This window comes from Accumulibacter sp. (assembly GCF_023806625.1).
Taxonomy (GTDB): domain Bacteria; phylum Pseudomonadota; class Gammaproteobacteria; order Burkholderiales; family Rhodocyclaceae; genus Accumulibacter.
Genome location: NZ_JAMTDX010000081.1, coordinates 1 through 19,925 on the forward strand (window position 1 = coordinate 1; position 19,925 = coordinate 19,925).

The 19,925-nt window shown below is 65.6% G+C and carries 13 protein-coding genes; 3 read left to right on the top strand and 10 right to left on the bottom strand.

Annotated elements, in window-relative coordinates; translation table 11 throughout:
* Positions 1-218: 218 nt before the first annotated feature.
* A complete protein-coding gene (locus NFW05_RS13155; protein ID WP_295307580.1) occupies positions 219-3,179 on the top strand; it encodes an HD domain-containing phosphohydrolase in 2,961 nt (986 codons plus the stop codon).
* Positions 3,180-3,322: 143 nt separating this feature from the next.
* Here the strand turns inward: NFW05_RS13155 and gpmI are convergent, their stop codons facing one another.
* Both gpmI and NFW05_RS13165 read right to left on the bottom strand, forming a co-directional pair.
* On the bottom strand, positions 3,323-4,963 hold the full coding sequence (gpmI, locus tag NFW05_RS13160) for a 2,3-bisphosphoglycerate-independent phosphoglycerate mutase (protein ID WP_295307582.1): 1,641 nt from the start codon (positions 4,961-4,963) through the stop codon (positions 3,323-3,325).
* Between the two features lie 256 nt (positions 4,964-5,219).
* Positions 5,220-6,152: a hypothetical protein gene (locus tag NFW05_RS13165; protein ID WP_295307585.1), complete on the bottom strand. Its 933-nt coding sequence runs from the start codon at positions 6,150-6,152 to the stop codon at positions 5,220-5,222.
* Positions 6,153-6,462: 310 nt separating this feature from the next.
* Between NFW05_RS13165 and NFW05_RS13170 the strand changes: the two genes are divergently transcribed.
* A complete protein-coding gene (locus NFW05_RS13170) occupies positions 6,463-9,180 on the top strand; it encodes an HAD-IC family P-type ATPase (RefSeq protein WP_295307588.1) in 2,718 nt (905 codons plus the stop codon).
* Here the strand turns inward: NFW05_RS13170 and NFW05_RS13175 are convergent.
* The 4 genes from NFW05_RS13175 to plsY all read right to left on the bottom strand — a co-directional run bounded on the left by NFW05_RS13175 (position 9,149) and on the right by plsY (position 17,163).
* Positions 9,149-10,117 (bottom strand): transglutaminase family protein, encoded by a 969-nt coding sequence (locus tag NFW05_RS13175; RefSeq protein WP_295307591.1) that lies wholly within the window; start codon positions 10,115-10,117, stop codon positions 9,149-9,151. The genes NFW05_RS13170 and NFW05_RS13175 overlap by 32 nt on opposite strands.
* A 5-nt stretch (positions 10,118-10,122) precedes the next feature.
* The gene (locus tag NFW05_RS13180) at positions 10,123-12,696 is read right to left on the bottom strand and encodes a circularly permuted type 2 ATP-grasp protein (RefSeq protein ID WP_295307594.1); all 2,574 of its coding nucleotides are present in this window, start codon (positions 12,694-12,696) and stop codon (positions 10,123-10,125) included.
* A gap of 320 nt (positions 12,697-13,016) precedes the next feature.
* On the bottom strand, positions 13,017-15,665 hold the full coding sequence (locus NFW05_RS13185; RefSeq protein ID WP_295307597.1) for a [protein-PII] uridylyltransferase: 2,649 nt from the start codon (positions 15,663-15,665) through the stop codon (positions 13,017-13,019).
* 880 nt (positions 15,666-16,545) lie between these two features.
* Positions 16,546-17,163, bottom strand: a complete 618-nt coding sequence (gene plsY, locus NFW05_RS13190; RefSeq protein ID WP_295307600.1) for a glycerol-3-phosphate 1-O-acyltransferase PlsY — start codon at positions 17,161-17,163, stop codon at positions 16,546-16,548.
* Positions 17,164-17,491: 328 nt separating this feature from the next.
* Between plsY and NFW05_RS13195 the strand changes: the two genes are divergently transcribed.
* Entirely contained in the window at positions 17,492-17,848 is a 357-nt protein-coding gene (locus tag NFW05_RS13195) for a dihydroneopterin aldolase (protein ID WP_295307603.1), read from the top strand.
* Positions 17,849-17,884: 36 nt separating this feature from the next.
* Here NFW05_RS13195 and NFW05_RS13200 read toward each other — a convergent pair whose 3' ends face one another.
* From NFW05_RS13200 to NFW05_RS13215, 4 genes are read right to left on the bottom strand one after another with little or no spacing between them, the layout of a single operon-like run.
* Positions 17,885-18,541, bottom strand: a complete 657-nt coding sequence (locus NFW05_RS13200; protein ID WP_295307606.1) for a BON domain-containing protein — start codon at positions 18,539-18,541, stop codon at positions 17,885-17,887.
* The gene (locus NFW05_RS13205; RefSeq protein ID WP_295307609.1) at positions 18,538-19,131 is read right to left on the bottom strand and encodes a phosphoheptose isomerase; all 594 of its coding nucleotides are present in this window, start codon (positions 19,129-19,131) and stop codon (positions 18,538-18,540) included. Before NFW05_RS13205 ends, NFW05_RS13200 begins: the two co-directional genes overlap by 4 nt.
* Positions 19,132-19,172: 41 nt before the next feature.
* Positions 19,173-19,547: an HIRAN domain-containing protein gene (locus NFW05_RS13210; protein ID WP_295307612.1), complete on the bottom strand. Its 375-nt coding sequence runs from the start codon at positions 19,545-19,547 to the stop codon at positions 19,173-19,175.
* On the bottom strand, positions 19,534-19,917 hold the full coding sequence (locus tag NFW05_RS13215) for a YraN family protein (protein WP_295307615.1): 384 nt from the start codon (positions 19,915-19,917) through the stop codon (positions 19,534-19,536). The genes NFW05_RS13210 and NFW05_RS13215 overlap by 14 nt, the downstream gene beginning before the upstream one ends.
* Between the last annotated feature and the right edge of the window lie 8 nt (positions 19,918-19,925).

Genomic DNA, 19,925 nt, shown 5'->3' on the forward strand with positions numbered 1-19,925 from the left:
TGCTCGTCAGCAGGCATAGGCACGTCGCTACCTCGGGGGGCTTTCACGGTAACGAAGCCGAAGAATCCGCGAAAGTCGCCGCGAGCACGCCGGAGACGCCGGCCGGCCCCGCCGGTGCGCCGTCCGGCCGGCGACCGGAAGCCCGGCAAGGGGCGCACGAGGCTGCATTTTTTTGGGTATCGTTCGCCCATCCTTCCGACAGCCACGAGCCCCGCCCGATGCGCCCCCGTTACCCGCTGCACATCCACATCTCGACGCTGTTTCTCGCGCTGATCATCCTCGTCGCCGGGGCCCTCGGCGGGATCGGCTACGGGCTCAGCCGCGAGCTCCTGGACACATCTGCTGCTGATCTGACCGCGCGAATCAGCGAGCACGCGCTGCTCGAGATGCGGCGCATCATCGAGCCTGCCGAGGTGGCCACGCGGCTGCTCAGCCTGCATCGTGCGGCGACCGCTGCTTCGTTCGAGGAACGCCTCGAAAGCATCGGCTTTCTGCGTCAGGCTCTCGACAGCTCGCCGGCGCTGTCCTCGCTGTACATCGGTGACGACGGCGGCAGCTTCTTCCTGCTCGGCCGGATCGGCCAGGGAAGCGCCACCGAGGCCGCCCGCGCGCCGGCGGGGGCCGCCTACGTCGTCCAGAGCATCGAGCGTCGAGGCGCCGTCGCGCGCGGTCGCTTCATCTATCTCGACCACGGGCTCAAGGTGCTCCGCGAGGACGACCGGCCCGATTATCCGGCGACCTACGATCCCCGGCAAAGGCCATGGTTCATCCAGGGGCTGCGCTCGCCGACACCGATCAAGACTCCGCCCTACCTGTTCTTCCCGAGCCAGAGAGTGGGTACGACGCTGGCGCTGCGCACGGCCAATGCCCGGGCTGTGGTCGGTGCGGACATCCTGCTGCACACCCTCGGCAAGACTCTGGCGAGCATGAAGGTCACCCCGGGCAGTGAAATGGCGCTGGTCAACCAGGACGGTTACCTGCTCGCCTACGAAGAACCCGACAGGATCCTGCTGAAAACGGCTCGGGCTGACGGCATGCCGACGCTGGCACGGCTCGACCAGGTCGGCTCGGCCGCGCTGGCGCCGCTGCTCGGCGCGCTCCGGCAGATCGACGACGCCACTCGGCGGGGTTCACGGTTCTCGGTCGACGGCCAGACCTGGCGGGCCTCGCTGAACGCCCTGAGCCTGGAAGGCATTCCCCCGCTCTACCTGGCCATCGCCATCCCCGAGAACGAGCTGATGGCCGGCGCACTGCGACTGATCCGGCACTCGGCAGCGGCGACGCTGCTCGTCCTGCTGCTCGCCTTCCCGTTGACCTGGCTGCTCGCGCGCAGCGTTTCCCGGTCGCTACGGAGTCTGGCGGGAGAAGCCGAGGCGATCCGCCACTTCGAGTTCGCCCACCCGATCGTCCTCGACTCTTCGATCAGGGAAGTCAGCGAACTGGCCATGACCATGGAAGGAATGAAACGGACGATCCACCGCTTTCTCGAAATTACTCAGACCGTTGCCGCCGAACAGAATTTCGACCGCCTGCTGCCCCGGCTGCTGATCGAGACCCTCAGGGTATCGGGCACGCATGCCGGAGTGCTGTACCTGGCCGACGACCAGGAGCTCAGGCCGGCTGCGGCGGTCGATGACCGGGGTAGGCAGATGCCTGCCGACCTGTCTGCGCTCGATGGCGCGAGTGCCGGACCCCTGCTCGGCGCCGCACTCGCCGACGGCATCGCCCGGGCAGCCCGCCTGACCAGCGAGGATCGCACCTGCCTGCGCATGCCGCCTGGCGAACTGCCAGACGCCACGCATGCCATCGCCGTGCCGCTGCGCAGCCGCAAGGGCGAACTCCTCGGTGTAATGCTCCTCTTCTGTGTCGGCCCGACGGACAGCGGCCAGCTCAGCTTTGTCCGGGCGCTGTCGGCGTCGGCTGCCGTGTCGCTCGAAAGCAAGTCCCTGATCAAGGCGCAAAAGGATCTCTTCGAGGCGTTCATCCAGCTGATCGCTTCGGCGATCGACGCCAAGAGCCCTTATACGGGGGGACACTGCGCCCGAGTTCCCGAACTGACCAAGATGCTCGCTCGCGCCGCCTGTGAGGCGACCAGCGGTCCGTACCGGGACTTTGCACTCGGCGAAGACGACTGGGAGGCTGTCCATGTCGCGGCCTGGCTCCACGACTGTGGCAAGGTGACGACACCCGAGTACGTGGTCGACAAGGCGACGAAACTGGAGACGATCCATGATCGAATCCACGAGATCCGCATGCGCTTCGAAGTGCTCAAGCGCGACGCGGAGATCCGCTGCCTGGAAGCCATTGCTCGCGGCGAGAGCGGGCGCGCGGCGCGCGACCGCCTGGACAGCGAGCTCCGGCAGATCGACGATGACTTCGCTTTCGTGGCCAGTTGCAACGAGGGTGGCGAGTTCATGGCCCCGGACAAGGTCACGCGTCTGCAGGCGATCGCCAGACGGACCTGGCTGCGTACGCTGGACGACCGAATCGGCATCGCGGAGGAGGAAAAACGCCGCAAGGCGCAGGCCCCGCGCATGCCCCTGCCGGTCGTCGAGCCCCTGCTGGCGGACAAGAGCGAGCACCGCGTACTGCGCCAGGAGCACGACCGGATTCCTGAAGACAACCGCTGGGGATTCCGGATGAAGGTTCCCGAACTGCTCTACAACCGCGGCGAGCTGTACAACCTGACGACAGGCCGCGGGACGCTCAGCGAGGAGGAGCGCTACAAGATCAACGAGCACATCGTGCAGACACTGATCATGCTCTCGCAATTGCCGTTTCCGCGTCACCTCCGGCAGGTCCCCGAAATCGCCGGCGGTCACCACGAAAAGCTCGACGGGACCGGCTACCCGCGCCGGCTGACCTCCGGGCAGATGAGCCCACTGGCGAGAATGATGGCCATCGCCGACATTTTCGAGGCACTGACTGCCGTAGACCGGCCGTACAAGAAGGGCAAGACGCTCTCCGAGGCGCTGGCGATCATGTCGCGCATGCAGCGCGAGCAGCACATCGATCCGGATCTGTTCGCCCTTTTCCTGCGTGCCGGCGTGCACGCCGAGTATGCCAGACGCTTCATGAGGCCCGAACAGATTGACGCGGTCGACGTCGAGGGCCTGCTCGCCGGCATCGGCCCGAATCCCGGCGTAGGCGAGCAACGGCCTGCAGCCGGACGATCGTGACTGCGACGCCGGATTGCTGAGAGCGGCCGACGAGAGGGCACATAAGCGGCCTCGCTCGTTCGCCTCGGCCGGCGACAGGCCGAGACGGTCTGGCGCGGCGTCGCCCGCGCCAGACGGCTCAGCCGGAGCCCTGCCGTGAGAGCTCAGTTAACGATCAGCAGGCTGTCATCCCATTTCGCGTGCTTCTCGAAGCCGAGCAGTTGCGCGATGGTCGCGGCGATGTTCGACAGGCCGGCCGCGGGGCTCGCCCTGAGCCCGAGTCGGCCACCCGTCACGTTGTCGTAGAGGATCAGCGGCACGGGATTCAGCGTATGTGAAGTCTTGGCCTTGAACGAACCATCGGCGTTCTCGGCCGGCCGCCCGGTCTTCCTGTCGATCTCGTACATCTCGTCGGCGTTGCCGTGATCGGCGGTGATCAGCGCGACCCCGCCGACCGCCTCGATGACCGGCAAGATCCGCGCCAACTGGAGATCGACGGCTTCGATGGCCATCGTCGCCGCCCGGAAGTGACCCGTGTGGCCAACCATGTCCCCGTTGGCGAAGTTGCAGCGCAGCGTCCGGTAGTTCCGGCTGCGCAGCGCCTCGATCATCGCGTCGGCGATCTCGGCTGCCTTCATCCACGGGCGCTGCTCAAACGGCACGATGTCGCTCGGCACTTCGAGATAGGTCTCGCCGTCGAACCTGTTCGAGCGATTGCCATTCCAGAAGTAGGTCACGTGCCCAAACTTCTGCGTTTCGGAACAGGCGAACTGGGTGATGCCCGATCGCGAAAACCATTCGCCCATGGTGTCCAGAATGGCTGGCGGGTCGACCAGGAAACGCTTGGGAAGCTTCAGGTCGCCGTCGTACTGGAGCATGCCGGCGTAGGTCACCCGCGGCACTCGCCGGCGATCGAACCTGTCGAAGCCCGACTCCTCGAAAGCACGCGTGATCTCGGTCGCCCGGTCGCCGCGGAAGTTGAAGAAGACGACCGAGTCGCCGTCCTCGATCGTCCCCACCGGCCGACCCTCGCTGGCGATGACGAACGGCGGCAGATCCTGGTCGTTCGTTCCGGGCAGACGCGCGCGCAAAGCCTCGATCGCCTGCGAGGCGCGGTCGTATTGCTCGCCCTCGCCGAGAACGTGGGTGCACCAGCCTTTCTCGACCATCTTCCAGTCTGCTTCGTAGCGGTCCATGGTGATGTTCATTCGTCCCCCGCCAGAGGCGATCCGGGCGTCGAAGCCGGCAGTGCTGACCTCGGCGAGGAAGGCCTCGAACGGCAGAACGTAATCGAGAGCGCTGGTTTTCGGGACGTCGCGCCCGTCGAGCAGGATGTGAATGCGCACCGCCGGCACGCCTTCTTCCCTCGCCCGCTGGACCATCGCCCGCAGGTGATCGATGTGACTATGGACGTTGCCGTCGGAAAACAGGCCAATGAAATGGATCACCCCGTGCCCGGCCGTGGCGCCGGCGACGATCTCCCGCCAGGCGTTTCCCAGCCAGATCGAGCCGCTAGCTATCGCGTCGGCGACGAGCGCCGCCCCCTGGCTATAGACCTGCCCGGCGCCCAGCGCGTTGTGACCGACCTCGGAGTTGCCCATGTCCTCGTCGGAAGGCATGCCGACGGCGATGCCATGGGCACGCAGAGTGATGTTCGGATACCTGGCGAAAAGACGATCGAGGGCCGGCTTCCGGGCAGCGGCAATCGCGCTGCCCACGTCATTCGGAGCGATGCCGTAGCCGTCCATCACGATCGTCACTACGGGACCCTGGATCCCTGGAAAGGACGCAGACTTCTGCAACATGATGAATTCCTGAGAAGGTAGGGGAGAGTGAAGGAACGCCGCGAGATCCTCGCGAGACCGCAGCATCAAGCTCAGTATACTGCATGGCCGACGCGGTTACCCGGCAGCGAGGTTGTCAGTGAATGCGCTGGGCGAGTCATCTGCGCCATCGGCGGCGCGCTGACGGATTGCTCGCCTGTCGATCTGACAGGGCTCATCGCTGACTCGCTCGCGCTGGGCATCCCGGCGTGCTGGCGACGACTTCTCACAACCCCGTTCAGGATCTCGGGACTTCCGGAATCCCGCCGCCTGGCGGTGCATGACCGAGGCGGTAGCGAATCCTCTTGCGTACGCGGACGCGAACGTGTGCCCCCTTGGCCTGGTGCAGCGGCCGTTGCTTCGACCGGACGCGGCGGCGCCTTCGCCGCTCGCGATAGCTGAAGACCAGCCAGCCAATCTTGCCGGCGAGCAACAACAGAACGAGCACCCAGAACAGCGGATACTGGATCACTTCGCCGAGGAACGCGAAGATTTCGCGAGTGGCCGTGGCCTGGGGAGGCAACGGCTGGCCAGCCATCGGTAGCGCCGCCCCTTGACCAGGCAACGCGCCGACGGCTTTGTCAAAGCGTTCGCCGAAGTCCACCGAGACGTCGGCGTAGCCGACGCTGACCCTGCTGCCAGTGGAGACATGGAAGCCCTCGACCCCGGCGACGGAGAAATTGACCCGGCCGTCGTCGGCTTTGCGGACATCGAGCGAGTCGGCAATTTCGCTGGCCAAGGTCTCCTGCAACTGTCGGATGGCCAGCGCGAGATCTTCCGCGGGCTGAGGAAGCAGACTCGAGGCAGCGGGGCTCGACCCCGCAGCAGGAGAAGGGTTCTTTCGCGAGGGGCGGCGGTTCTGCGGCCGCAGCGCAGCAGTCAGAGAATCGGCATCATCGAGACTGTCGAGCGAATGCCCCGTGTCGAAGGGCGCTCGCCCCAGCTCCGGTCCATCCGACCAATGGGCTTCATCCCGGCTGGGCAGGCCATCGATCGGTTGCAGCGGACCGGGTGACAGGTCCGCGACGCCCGCTGCCGAAAGTGTGGCGTCGGTGACCGCCTGCGGCGACGCTTCTGCGTCGGTGACCGGGTGCGCTTGACCGGGCCCCGCCGTGACCAGCATCAGCAGCATCCCGACGAGCAGCACCCCACGCCTTCGACCCCGACTCATCCCATCGCTTCCAAACCTTCACCCGATCCTGCCCTGATCTCGCACGAACGCCGCGGCTGGCCGTCGAAAGAGAATGCGGCTCAAGACCGCGGCCTCCTCGCCTCGGCCGCTGCAGCCTGAGCGGACCCGCAGCGCTCGCCCGGCTGTTGTTTGTCGACCGTACTGCCTACAATGGTAATCCAAAGGATGGCAGCGCGTCCCGGGAATTCCGTTGAGCGTCAGATTGAGCCCACCCATACCCACCGCCCCCGGGCTCCGACGAGCTCTCTGCGCCACAGCGCGCTTTTGCTGACCTGTCCGGAGAACTGCCGTGACACGGACTACTCAATCGGTCGGCCCGGTCGCCTGGCACGGCTTGCCCGCGGACGAAGCGGCAGATCGCCTGGCGGCCAGCTTCACCGACGGCCTCGCTGACGATCAGGTGGCCAGCCGCCGTGCGGCCCATGGCGAGAACCGGATCACCCCGCGCCCGGGCAGAAGCCCCCTGCTGCGTCTTGCGCTGCAGTTCGTGCAGCCACTCGTCCTGGTCCTGCTGGTGGCCAGTCTGGTCACCATGCTGCTCGGCGAGTGGGTCGACGCCAGCGTCATTTTCGGCGTCACGCTGATCAATGCCCTGATCGGGTTCATTCAGGAAGGTCGGGCCGAAAGCGCACTCGCCGCCCTGGCCCGCTCGGTGATCAGCGAAGTGACCGTGTTGCGCGGAGGCTCCAAACGGCGCCTTTCCTCGACTGAACTGGTCCCTGGCGATGTCGTTCTGCTGACTGCCGGAGACAAGGTACCCGCTGATCTGCGCCTGTTTCACACCCGGGAGCTGCAGGCGATGGAAGCTGCCCTGACCGGCGAATCGACCGCCGTGGCCAAGCAGGACGAGGCCCTGCCACACGACACGCTGCTTTCCGAACGCAGCAACATGGCTTATGCCGGAACGGTGATGATCAGCGGCCAGGGTTCCGGCGTCGTCGTCGCCACCGGCGATCATACCGAGACCGGCCGAATTTCGCGCTTGATTGCCGAGGCGCCGGACATGCGCACACCCCTCACACGCAAGATGGCCGCGTTCAGCAACTGGCTCCTGCTGGCCATCGGTCTGCTTGCCCTGCTCACCTTCGCCGTCGGCATCTGGCGGGGTGAATCGGTCTTCGCCATGTTCATGGCTGCGGTCGCGCTCGCCGTCGGCGCGATTCCCGAAGGGCTCCCGGCCGCGGTGACGATCACGCTGGCCATCGGTGTGTCGCGAATGGCCAGACGGCGGGCGATCATCCGCAAGCTGCCGGCGGTCGAGACACTGGGCAGCACGACGACGATCTGTTCGGACAAGACCGGGACGCTGACCGAGAACCAGATGACCGTTCGCGAAATCTACGCCGGCGGCGTACGCCTCGTGGTCAGCGGTAGCGGCTACTCTCCAGCGGGCAGGATTGGCGATGGAGCGGCGATCGACGGCGCCCTGCGCGAATGCCTCCTGGCCGGAGTACTGTGCAACGATGCCGGCCTGGGCAAGAGCAGCCGCTCCTGGGAAGTGGTCGGCGACCCGACCGAAGGAGCGCTGCTCGTCGTCGCACGCAAGGCTGGCCTGGACGAGCGGACGCTGCAGAAGATGTTCCGGCGCCTGGACGAGATCCCCTTCGACTCGGCCCGCCAGTACATGGCCACGCTGCACGACATCGAGGGCGTGCGCCTGGCCTACTTCAAGGGAGCGCTCGAGCAACTGCTCGCACGCTCGATCAGCATGCTCGACCGCAAAGGGCAGGCGACGGCGCTGCGTCGCGAGGAAATCGAACAGGTGGCGCGCAGCATGGCGGCCGAGGGTCTGCGCGTTCTGGCCGTGGCCCGCCTGGTCTCGCCATCACTCGAGGCCCTCGATGCGAAGAGCCCCGATCGGGGACTGCAGTTCATCGGGCTGGTCGGAATGGTCGATCCGCCCCGTCCGAAAGCCATCTCTGCGGTACGCACATGCCACTCCGCGGGAATCACGGTGAAGATGATCACCGGCGACCATGCCGTGACGGCGCTGTCGATCGCCCGCCAGTTGGGCATTACGCGCAGTGGCGAAGCAGCGCTCAGCGGCCGCGAACTGGCCGCGCTCGCAGACGACGAACTGCACGCCGCGGTCGCCCGGGTGAACGTGTTCGCGCGAGTCGACCCGGCACAGAAACTTCGCCTGGTCCGCGCACTGCAGAGCAACGGCGAGGTCGTGGCCATGACCGGTGACGGCGTCAACGACGCGCCAGCACTCAAGCAGGCCGACATTGGTATCGCCATGGGTCTCGGCGGCACCGAAGTCGCCAAGGAAGCGGCCGACATGGTCCTGACCGACGACGACTTCGCGACCATCGAGGCAGCGATCGAGGAAGGCCGTGGCGTCTACGACAACCTGGTCAAGTTCATCACCTGGACCCTGCCGACCAACTTCGGTGAAGGACTGGTGATCGTCGCGGCGGTCATCGCCGGCGCCACGCTGCCGATCACACCCTTGCAGATTCTGTGGATCAACATGACCACGGCGGTGTTCCTCGGCCTGATGCTGGCCTTCGAACCGATCGAGCACGGAGTCATGCATCGCCCGCCACGTCCGCCTTCCAGACAGATTCTCGACGCCGCGCTGCTCTGGAGGATCGTCCTGCTCGGCGTACTGCTCCTCGCCGGTTCCTTTGGTCTCTTTCTCGTCGAACTGGCCCAGGGCCACCCGCTGGCCGAGGCACGCACAGTGGCCGTCAATGTCTTCGTCGTCGTCCAGGCGATGTACCTGTTCAACTGCCGTTCATTGAAGTTCTCCGCGCTGCACATCGGTCTGTTCTCGAACCCGGCCGTCTGGTACGGCGTCCTGGTGATGGCCGTCCTCCAGGCGCTGCTCACCTACTGGCCGGTGATGAACCGCCTTTTCGCGACGGCGCCGATCGGGGGGCCCGAATGGCTCGAAATCCTGGCCGTCGGCACACTGGCGTACCTGATCGTCGGCGTCGAAAAGCACTGGCGCAATCTTCGCGCAGACCTGCTCAGGAAGCGTCCGCGAGCGGGGTCACGGTGACCGCGACCTCGAGTTCGTGCGTGTCTCCGCCGAGGATGACCCCGCGCAGCGGTGAAACGTCGGCAAAATCACGGCCCCAGGCCAGGGTGATATGCTGCACATCCGGAAGGAGGCAGTTCGTCGGATCGAAATCCACCCAGTTCCCTTCCCCGTCGCTTGGCGAATAGACCGAAACCCAGGCGTGCGAGGCGTCCGCGCCAACCATTCGCGGTTGCCCCGGCGGCGGATGGGTGAGCAGGTAACCGCTGACATAGCGAGCAGCGAGTCCCAGCGAGCGCAGACAGGAGAGCATCAGGTGCGCGAAATCCTGGCAGACGCCGCGCCGCTCGGCAAGTACCTCGAGAACCGGCGTGGCCACCGTGGTCGCCTCGGGATCGAAGCTGAACTCTTCATGGATGCGGCTCATCAGCGAGTGCACAGCCTCGAACAGCGGTCGGCCGGCGTCGAAACTCTCGCGTGCGTAGCGGGCGAATTCGCGTTTGACACGAACATGCGGCGATTCGAACTGGAAGCGGCTCGCTTCGAGCAGAACCGGCCGCGCGCCGTAAGCCAGCGCGTCGCGAACCGCCTCCCACGCTGGAGACACCGGCAGACAGGTATCGGGTTCGTCTGCGGCACACCGGTGCGTCCCCGTCCCGGAAGCCGACGAGGCACCTTCCGTCGAACGCGAAAAGACGTCGATCGTGCTCTCGGCGTGCACCTGCAGGTCATCGTGAGGGAATTCGAGGGCCAGTTCACGGACCGCATTGCCAAAGCAGTCGGTGCGCTCGCGCACCACGCTCGGCTCGGGCGAAACGCTGATCGCGTGCTCGAGGCAATGTTGCCAGCGACATTCGCGCGGGGTGAGATGGAGCAGCTGGCGCGAGAGGGAAACCGGGCTCTCGTAGCTGTAGCGCGTCTCGTGGAGAACGTGATAGCGGACGGCAGGATGCTTCATCCGGATCACGCGGCGAAGGTCTGCCGGCTGACGTCAGCGACGTGGCTGAAGTAACGCATGGCCAGCCGGTCGGACAACGAGGCAGCGGCAGTCGAGATCGCGTCGAGCAATTCGGCGAGATCCCGGCACGGATCGCAACCACGGCACTCGACAAAGCTCTGCCCCTCGTAGCGGCCAAGGTCGAACGCGTGTAGCCGGCCGAGATGGAGGCGCAGCGTCTCGTCTCGGGGACCGCCGAGCAGACGCGCCTGATTGTCCAGGTAGCGCACGAGAATCTGGACCTGGAAAGCGACCGAATGGGGGTTGCCTTCGTCGAAGACGATCAGGTCGAGCGTCGGCAGAAGCTGTGGCTGAGTCATGTAGCGCGAGCGGTAAGTGATGATGCTGTCGGTCAGTTCGAGCAGCCATTCCAGGCTTCCCGATGCGCGCGTCGACTCGAGGCGCAGGAATCCGGTAATCGCGCCGGCCAGGAAGATCAGACGCTCGATGCGCCGGCCGATGATCAGGAAACGCCAGCCGTCGTCGCGCGTCATGTTGTCCATCGCGAAACCGGCCAGCGACGACGAAGTGAGCAGGACCTGATCGAGAAAAGCCAGGGCGTCGCTGAGCTCGGGATGGGCACCATCGGCAACCGCCTCGCCGTACCGCTTGACCTGGCGTTGCAGGTAGTTGATCGCGTGCCAGTTGTCCAGCGAAAAGCGCTCGCGGACCTGTGTCGCGACCCACAGGAGGCGACGGATGTCTCCGGCAAGACCGGCACTCCATTCGTCGCTGCAGATCGCGGCGAGAACCCGGGTGGCTTGCGGCAAACGGGTATCGGCCACCGGTCGAACCCTGCCGCCCGTAACCTTTTTGTCGGCGTCCCTGGCCTCGACTTCCGGCAGGAGACGGAGCTCGGCAGCCAGATCGACCGCCGAGATCAACGCCGGCAGCGTATCGGCGCCTCCGTCGACGAGCCGGGAGAGTGCAACGCGGAGAAGACGCGAGGTCTTGTCGCAGCGCTCGGAGTAGCGACCAAACCAGTACAGGTTCTCGACGACGCGCGAAGACAGATTGCAGCCGCCGCGCACCAGGTCCGCCTTGCCGACCGACTGCTTGAGGAGACTGAAGGTATTCACCGCCTGCTCGGTCAGCACCCAGGTGTCCTTGCTCGAGCCACCGCGCTGCATCGAAATCACTCGAGCATTGGATGCGCCAGCGACCCGGGTCAGGCCGCCGGGCATCACCACGTGACCCGACGGTGTCGCTGCAACGAACACGCGCAGGCCGACGCCGCGGGGCAGCAGGCGGCGCTCGTGCTGCCTGCTCCAGGTCGGCGCCTGCGAGAAGTTGACCAGTTCCTGCGCGACGTAGGCCTGGGGACGCGCCATCAGACGCTCGATCATCTGCTCGCGCCGGCCGCCAGAGAGCTCATTGCCGAAGACCGGGTCAAAGCGCTGTGAAGGATACGAACCCTTGATCACCAGGCGATCGAGGTGCTCGATCGTGAACTCCAGCGCAGCTCGCTCGCCGCACCACCAGGTGGCCACCGACGGCATCGCCAGTGTCTCGCCGAGCAGCTTCTCGCAGGCACCCGGGAGAAATCCGGGGAGGGCGGGTGACTCGAGCAGGCCGCTCCCGAGCGCGTTGGCGACCAGAACGTTACCGGCGCGGACGGCCTGGAGCAGGCCGGGAATGCCAAGTGCCGAGTCGCTGCGCAGTTCGAGAGGGTCGCAGTAGTCGTCGTCGAGACGGCGCAGGATTGCATGGACTCGCCGCAGGCCACGCAACGTGCGGAGGAAGACACGTGCGCCGCGGACGGTCAGATCATGTCCCTCGACCAGCGGGAAGCCGAGATAGCGGGCCAGATAGGCGTGCTCGAAATAGGTTTCGTTGTATGGCCCCGGGGTCAGCAGGACGATCAGCGGCGCTTCGCTTGACGGAGCAGCCCATGAAGCGAGACTGTCCTGAAAGTCGCGGAAGAAGGAGGCGAGGTGCTCGACGTGGAGGTCACGAAACTGTTCAGGGAAGACGCGACCGACGATCGTCCGGTTTTCGAGCGCGTAGCCCGCACCTGACGGTGCCTGCGTACGATCGGCGATCACCCACCACTGGCCATCGGGTGAGCGCGCCAGATCGGCCGCATAGAGGTGCAGGTAGGTGCCGCCAGGCGGATGGATTCCCTGACACGGCCACAGATAGTTGTTATGACCGAAGACGAGCGCCGGCGGCAGGCTGCCGTCGTTCAGCAGGCGCTGGGAGCCGTAGAGGTCGCCGAGTACCGCGTTGAGCAGCCGGGCACGTTGAGTGACCGCGCTGGCCAGCTGCCGCCATTCATCGGCCGAGAGGATCAACGGCAGCGGATCGAGTTCCCACGGGCGGTCGGCGCCCTTTGGGTCGGCATAGACGTTGTACGTGACCCCGTTTTCGAGAATGCGACGCCGCGCGTAGTCGATCCGATGGCGCATCTGCTCAGTCGTGGCGGCCTCGAGATGAGCGACGAAGCCCTGCCACGATGGGCGAACACCACCGTCTTCGGCGAGCATTTCGTCGAAGCGGTCGGCCTTCCTCGGGTAACTCGAAAGCAGGGTAAGCGACATGCGCAATGCGGACGGGAGCAGGAATTTCGGTGCTCGGGGGTCTTGGGAGCGCCGCAAGTCTAGCGTAAACGGAACGGCGCATTCACCGTCGGCGGAGCGATCCTGCATTTCACCGGCCTGCGCTCAAGGGCGTCGGGCAAGACAGCTGCCGGCCGTAGCCAGTTCGGCGTGGCCGGCCTTGGCTGACCGGCAGAGACTCGCGCCGGCGGCTCCGGTGATCGAGCACAATCATGGATCGACAGGGCGGACTCCGGCACGACGACGGGCGAGGGTCGAAGGGAGAAAAGGAGGCAGGTCCCGGCATGGTGCTGGACTGCTGGTCAGCAGGGACTCGCCACGGCTGCCGGTCGCCCCGGGGACTCGGCGACACGCACCTGCAACTGTCGCAGCAGATCGGTCTCGAGCCGCACGCGTCCCGTGCTGTCCTCGAGCACCTGGCCGCTGATCAGGAACGTGTCTTCGACACGCTCCCCGAGAGTGGCGATCTTCGCTGTGTGGACGTTCGCCCGATGGCCGGCCAGTTCCCTGGCAATCAGGAACAGCAGGCCCGGACGATCGGCGGCGACAACGGTCAGCACGAACAGTTCTCCGCTGTCGTCGGACTCGAGGCTGACCAGCGGCTGGATGCTGACCACCGGCTCGATCGGAAAATGCCGCACCTGGCGCGACAACCGACCGTTCGCCGGTACGTCCACCGGAGCCCCTCCGGCCAGGCGATCGGCGAGTTCGTGCTCGATGTAGCTGATCATCTCGCGATCGTGTGCGCCGTCGCCGACCTCGAGGAGCACGAAGGTGTCGAGCGCATAGCCATGCCGCGTCGTGTGGATCCGGGCGTCGACAATGCTGTACCCGGCACGGCTGAGGAACCCGACCATGCGCAGGAAGAGATCCGGCTGGTCGGGCGTGTATACGAGCACCTCGAGGCCAGCAGCCTGCGGATTGAGACGAACGCTGACCACGGGCTTTCCGGATTCGAGCTGATCGTGCAGTACTCGCGCGTGCCAGGCGATCTCCTCTGCCGACTGGCGCAGAAAGTAGACGGTATCGAGTTGACTCCACAACCGGTCGTGCGCCCCTTCAGGCAAAGCGAGGTAACGCATTCGTCGCCTCGCTTCCCTCTGCCGACGGGCAATCACCCCGCTCGCAAGGAACGCCGATTCGTTCGACAGAAGTTGGCGCCGGGTGGCATCGAACAGCTGTTCGAGGAGTTGCCCTTTCCAGGTATTCCAGACCTTCGGGCTCGTACCGCGGATGTCGGCCACGGTGAGCAGGTAAAGCGCGGTCAGGTGTCGTTCGTCACCAACCGCCCTCGCAAAACGCGCGACGACGTCAGGGTCGCTGATGTCCTGCTTCTGCGCGACGCGCGACATCAGGAGATGCTGCTGGACGAGCCAGACGACGAGTTCGGCATCCTCCTCGTCAAGGCCGTGATCGAGACAGAAGTGTCGCGCGTCTTCGCCACCGAGTTCCGAGTGGTCGCCGCCGCGCCCTTTGGCAATGTCGTGGAAGAGGGCGGCAAGATAGAGGATCCAGGGTTTGCCGAGGTCGCTGATCAGGCGGCTGCACAGGGGATACTCGTGAGCAAACTCCTCGACAGCGAAGCGGTTCAGGTTGCGGATGACCTGCAGGATATGCTGATCGACCGTGTACACGTGAAACAGGTCGTGCTGCATCTGCCCGACGATTCGTCCGAAAGCGGGCAGGTAGCGGCCAAGGACTCCCGAGTCGTTCATCTGGCGCAGCAGTTGCGGCAGGGCCCGCCCATTCCTGAACAATTCCAGGAAGCGCGCACGATTCGCCGGGTTGCTGCAGAACTGATCGTCGACCAGCCGCCGCGCTCGCCACAGGGAACGCTGCGCTGCGGCACTCAGGCCCTTGAGTTCGGGAAGCCGCTGCAGCAGCAGGAATGCCTCGAGGATGGCCGAAGGGCGATTTGCAAAGAGCGCCTCGTCACCGATGTCGAGGAACTCATGGACTTTGCGGAAATCGGCGCTGATCGGCTGGGGGGAGCTGTCCGGCGACGGAAACAGCGCCGTCCCGATGTTCTGCAGAACGATCGCGTTGATCTGGGTCACCGCTTTCGCCCGACGGTAGTACTCCTGCATCAGCTGCTCGCTTGCCCGTCTGGTCTCGTTGGCGACGAAGCCCAGTCTCTCGGCGAGGGACGTCTGATACTCGAAGAGCAGACGGTCCTCACGACGCCCGACGAGCAGGTGGAGGTGTGTACGCAAGCGGCTCAGGAAGCCTTCCGACGCCTGCAGCAGCAGTTTCTCCTCGCGGGTGATGAAGCCCCGGGCCTCGAGGTCCTGCCAGCTGTGGCCAAAGCCTGCCGCATGGGCAACCCAGAGGATCAGTTGCAGGTCACGAAGTCCTCCGGGACCGTCCTTGCAGTTCGCCTCGAGGCTGTACGCGGTGTCACTGAACCGCTGGTGCCGATCGACCTGCTCGATCCGCTTGGTCTGGTAGAACGCAGGCGGATCGAGCGTTCTGGCGAGGATCGACTGGAAGCCGGCAAACAGGCGAGGATCACCCGCGACGAGACGCGCCTCGATCAGCGCGGTCTGCACGGTCGTGTCTCCCGCCACTTCTTCGACGCACTGCTCTATCGTCCGCACGCTGTGCCCGGTTTCCAGCCCGATGTCCCAGAACATGCAGACGAGTTGTTCAAGGCGCGCGACGAGCACGCTGTCCGGCCGTTGGGGAAGCAGAATCAGCACGTCGATGTCGGAGGCGGGGTAGAGTTCTCCCCTGCCATAGCCTCCGACACCGACCAGCGACAGCGACGCCGGAATCGCCAGTTCACTCCACAGTTCGCCGAGCACCGCGTCGACCAGCCGACAGCGCGCTCCGAGCAGCGACGCAGCGTCGTTGTCGGCGAGAAACCGTTCGCTGATCGCATGCTGGCCGTCCCTGAGCCGCGCGCGCAGGCGAGCGATCAGCGCCTGGCGTGCGGCGGTCTCGGTCTTCATCGCCGGGAGTTCCTCATCGGCAGCGGGAAAGCGAGGACAATTGCCTGGCCGGGGGCCCGCGACCAGTCACCCACCGACTGCCGCACCGACCCCACAACCCACGCCTGCGCTTCGCCCGGAGAGCGATCGTGGTGGCGAGCATCGGGCGCAGCGGTCATCGGGGAGCATCGCAGGAAATTGGCGGCCTTCATGTTCGATTCGCTCCGTCAGATCAACGCCCCCTGCGCAGCGATCGGCGCAGCGTCGCGTCTGCTGCCACGCCTGACGGCCGATCCGGCTGTCTGGGGTCTGTCAGTGACAGGCCGAAGCAAGTTGCATGCCGACCGAGGTGCGAGCGGAGGCAGGGAGCGAGGGGAGGATCCTCCGGGTACCGGCGAACCGCGCTCCGGCCGCGGACACTCGATGCGCGTCCGGCCAAGGTCGCGAACACGACGGGATGGCGGACAGCTGGACGCCTCGGCGAGCAGTCTACGCGTCAGGCAGGATCGCCACGCCTGGAAGTGGTCGTCCGCCGGTCAGGCCGGGCGACGCGCTCGGGCGGAAGGAATCGGGGACAACCGGCCAGTTTGGGTGTGATGCTGCACACGCCGCCGACCGGAACGGCAATCGATAACGATGAGCGTCGATTCCCCAAGAACGCAGCGCCGAGCACACGATTGGTGCGCAGAACGACGATCGAGTCCCCAGGAAGGGGCGCAGTCCGGTCAGAGCTCGTGAATGAATCGACCGCGCGGCCAATCCGCGGTCTTGCCCGCTCGCTCACTCATCGCCTGTCCATTTGATAGGCATCGTCGCTCGCTCCAGGAGGGAAAGGAAGGGACCTTGCCCTTCCCTGGCGCCGGCCATCTCGGCCAACTCGCGACGACTGCCTGACGACCTCTCAGCTCTTTCCCGCGCCGATCTTCGGTTCCTGACCGGCGATCAAACGTTGCAGGTTCTGCCAGTGCTTGCCGACCAGGGCCATGGCGATGATCCCGATGACCAGAACCAGAGCATTGCCCCCCCAGATCAGCAGGGCGTAGAGCGGAGCAGCCGTCGCCGCGACCAGCGCCGCCAGCGAGGAGTAGCGCAGCGCGATGGCAGTGGCCAGCCAGGTGGCGAGCACCGCCAGCCCGAGCCAGACGTCGATCGCCAGCAGCACGCCAGCGGCCGTCGCGACCCCCTTGCCGCCCCTGAATCCGAGGAATACCGGGTAGAGATGCCCGAAGAAGACCGCCAGTGCGACCAGGCCGACGACCTGGGGATCCAGACCGTAAGCCACCAGACATCGGTCAGCGAGGAAGACGGCAAGCCATCCCTTGCCGGCATCGCCGACCAGCGTGAGTGCGGCTGCCCCCCGGTGACCCGCACGAAGCACGTTCGTCGCCCCGGGGTTCTTCGAACCATAAGTTCGAGGATCGGCGAGCCCGAAAACGCGGCTCGCCAGCACGGCGAACGGGACCGACCCGAGCAGGTAGGCAGCGAGAACGGCAAACAGGGTAATCAGTGTCGTGGACATCGGAAAGCGAACGCGGAGTCGAGGATCCTCTGGGTTAGAATACGTGCGCTTTCTCCGCGGCAACCTGGCGCGCGTCGGCTCATTCTACACCGACCCGGAAGCCTGCGCCGAAGTCGTGGCCAGTGCTCGGCGATGGCCGGGCGACGGGATCGGCGATCGCTGACTGTGCTGCGCTCATTGGCCCGGTCCACGGCTGGCCGACGCGCCGGGTAACGCGACTGTCGCGCAGCGCGAGCTTCCAGGCGATTGCCCGTCGTCCGGTCGAACCCATACCCGCCAGCGTCGAGTCTTGCCAAGCTGCCCTCGATCCCTGCAAAGTCGCCACCCAATGGACATCATTTTCATCGACGACCTTCGCGCCACGACACTGATCGGCATTTATCCTAGGGAGCAGGCCATGCCGCAGACCGTCGAGATCTCGTTGCAGATCGGCACGACGACCGCCAGCGCCGGAGCCAGCGACGACATTCGCGACACGATCGATTACGCCGTCGTCGTCGACCGTCTGCGCGGCGAACTGGCCGTGCGGCAATTCAACCTTCTCGAACGACTCGCGGAACACGTCGCCACACTGCTGCTGGAAGATTTTGGCGCCACATGGGTGCGTGTCTCGGTCGCCAAGCTCGGGATGATGCGCGGCGTGCAGCGAGTGGGCGTAATCGTCGAGCGCGGTGCCCCGGCCTGAGCCGCGCGACCGCCCGCGCCTCCTGGCGAGCGTGTCCTAGCCGCCGGACAACGAGGAACCCGCCGGCGGAGTGTCCGACCGAGGTGCCGAGCCGTCGAACTCGCGAGCCTTGGCCGGAGAAATGATTTCCATCAGCGTCACGACCTTGACCACGCCACTCGTCGTCCGCGCCACCTGGACCGCCGAGTCGGCCTCCGACTGGGTCACGAGACCCAGTAGATAGACAACACCCGCTTCGGTCACCACCTTGACACGTACGGGATTGAACTTGCCCGAATCGACGAATCGAGCCTTGACCCGTGTGGTGAGGTAGGCATCGTTGCTACGTGTGGTCAACGAAGTCGGCGGGCCGACCGTGACCTCGTTGTAGACTCCCTGTACCAGAGGCAGGCTGGCGACCAGGCTCTCGACCTCGGTCTTCATTTCGAGCGACGCCACTTCGCCGGTGATCAACACCTTGCGGTTGTAGCTGGTGAAGTTGAGGTGCGCCCGGTCCCCGAATTGCTCGGTCGCCCGCGCGCTGGCCTTCCATTCCGTCGTTTCATCGTCGGTCTGCGTACCGAGCGAACGCCGGTCGACGGCAGCCATCGCTCCCCCCGTCGCGGCGCTTGCCGCGAGCACTGGCAGACAACCCTGAAGCACAGGCAGGACAAGCGCGCCGAGCAGCACGCCGACTGCCGACAGCCTGTTCACTCGTCGCTCCCCATCAGCAGGTGGTCTATGCCGTCGCACAGGCAGTGGATGACCAGCAGGTGGGTCTCCTGGACCCGCGCCGTGCGTTGGGCAGGCACGCAGACATGGACATCTGCCTCGCCAAGCATCTCACCGATGGTTCCACCCTCCCTGCCGGTCAGCGCAACGACTCGCAGCTCGTTGTCGTGCGCCGCGCGGATCGCCTCGACGACGTTTGGCGAGTTACCGGATGTGGAGATGGCCAGGAGCACGTCGCCAGACTGCCCCAGGGCACGCACCTGTTTGGCGAAGACTGCCTGATACCCATAGTCGTTGGCGATAGCCGAAAGAATCGAGGTGTCGGTGGTCAGGGCGATCGCCGCGAGTTCATGCCTCTCGATCTCGAAACGGCCAACGAGTTCGGCAGCGAAATGCTGAGCATCGGCAGCCGAACCGCCGTTCCCGCAGGCGAGAATCTTGCCATTGTTGAGCAGACAGCCAACCATCAGCTCGACGGCGCGAGCAACCGGCAAGGCGAGCAGTTCGGCCGCATCCAGCTTGGTCTGCGCGCTGTCCCGGAAATGCTGGGTAATGCGGGAACTGAGATCCATGGGCTCGATGGCGAAACGTCAGGAACGCGGGAATTCTAACATCAGAGAATCAGGAAGACTTCGAACTCGACGCGACGCCACGGATCGGGGTCCTTGCGGAGCTTCGAGACACGCGCCTCGACACGCTGTCCATCGTCGAGGGCTCGAGCCACGGCGCGGTTCTCGGCGCGCGGGACGTAGCCCAGTTTACGGCCGTTCCACTCGACGCGAACGGCGTTGACGTCGTGTGGGTTATCTGGTTCACGAACCAGCGCGAGCCGATCTCCTGTCCGCATCTGCGACCACAGGTCGCTGACTGCGTAATACTGGCTGCCCGCCAGCGGCGAACTCTGGACGAGGATTTTGACCGCCTCGCCAGCCAGCGCGCAGAAGCTTGCGAGAATGGCCAGAAGGCCACTGAGCTTACGAGAAAGCATCGCGCAGCCATTCGATGGCCGTTTCCGAAAGGCCGTCGAGAAGAACGCAGTCGAATCGGCATTCACGCTCCATGCTGCAACGCGTGGCCAAGTAATGACTCGCGGCGCAGATCACGCGCCGCTGCTTGGTCCCGGTGATGCTGGCTGCTGCGCCGCCGAAGTCCCGGTTCCGCCGTAGCCGGACCTCGACGAAGACGAGCACCTGCCGGTCGCCGCAGATCAGGTCCACCTCGCCGCCGCGACAGCGATAATTGCGGGCCAGGACGATCAGGCCTTGCGCTTCGAGAAAGCGGGCAGCGAGATCCTCAGCCAGCTGGCCCACCCGACCCGTTTGCCGGACCTGAGCTCGCGTCGCTTCCTTGCCATTCATCGGGAAAC

Coding starts and splice junctions, on each gene's coding strand:
- NFW05_RS13205 (WP_295307609.1), bottom strand. CDS start 19,131: ATGGATCTCAGTTCCCGCATTACCCAGCATTTCCGGGACAGCGCGCAG.
- NFW05_RS13210 (WP_295307612.1), bottom strand. CDS start 19,547: ATGCTTTCTCGTAAGCTCAGTGGCCTTCTGGCCATTCTCGCAAGCTTC.
- NFW05_RS13180 (WP_295307594.1), bottom strand. CDS start 12,696: ATGTCGCTTACCCTGCTTTCGAGTTACCCGAGGAAGGCCGACCGCTTC.
- NFW05_RS13215 (WP_295307615.1), bottom strand. CDS start 19,917: ATGAATGGCAAGGAAGCGACGCGAGCTCAGGTCCGGCAAACGGGTCGG.
- NFW05_RS13165 (WP_295307585.1), bottom strand. CDS start 6,152: ATGAGTCGGGGTCGAAGGCGTGGGGTGCTGCTCGTCGGGATGCTGCTG.
- plsY (WP_295307600.1), bottom strand. CDS start 17,163: ATGTCCACGACACTGATTACCCTGTTTGCCGTTCTCGCTGCCTACCTG.
- NFW05_RS13195 (WP_295307603.1), top strand. CDS start 17,492: ATGGACATCATTTTCATCGACGACCTTCGCGCCACGACACTGATCGGC.
- NFW05_RS13175 (WP_295307591.1), bottom strand. CDS start 10,117: ATGAAGCATCCTGCCGTCCGCTATCACGTTCTCCACGAGACGCGCTAC.
- NFW05_RS13155 (WP_295307580.1), top strand. CDS start 219: ATGCGCCCCCGTTACCCGCTGCACATCCACATCTCGACGCTGTTTCTC.
- NFW05_RS13185 (WP_295307597.1), bottom strand. CDS start 15,665: ATGAAGACCGAGACCGCCGCACGCCAGGCGCTGATCGCTCGCCTGCGC.
- gpmI (WP_295307582.1), bottom strand. CDS start 4,963: ATGTTGCAGAAGTCTGCGTCCTTTCCAGGGATCCAGGGTCCCGTAGTG.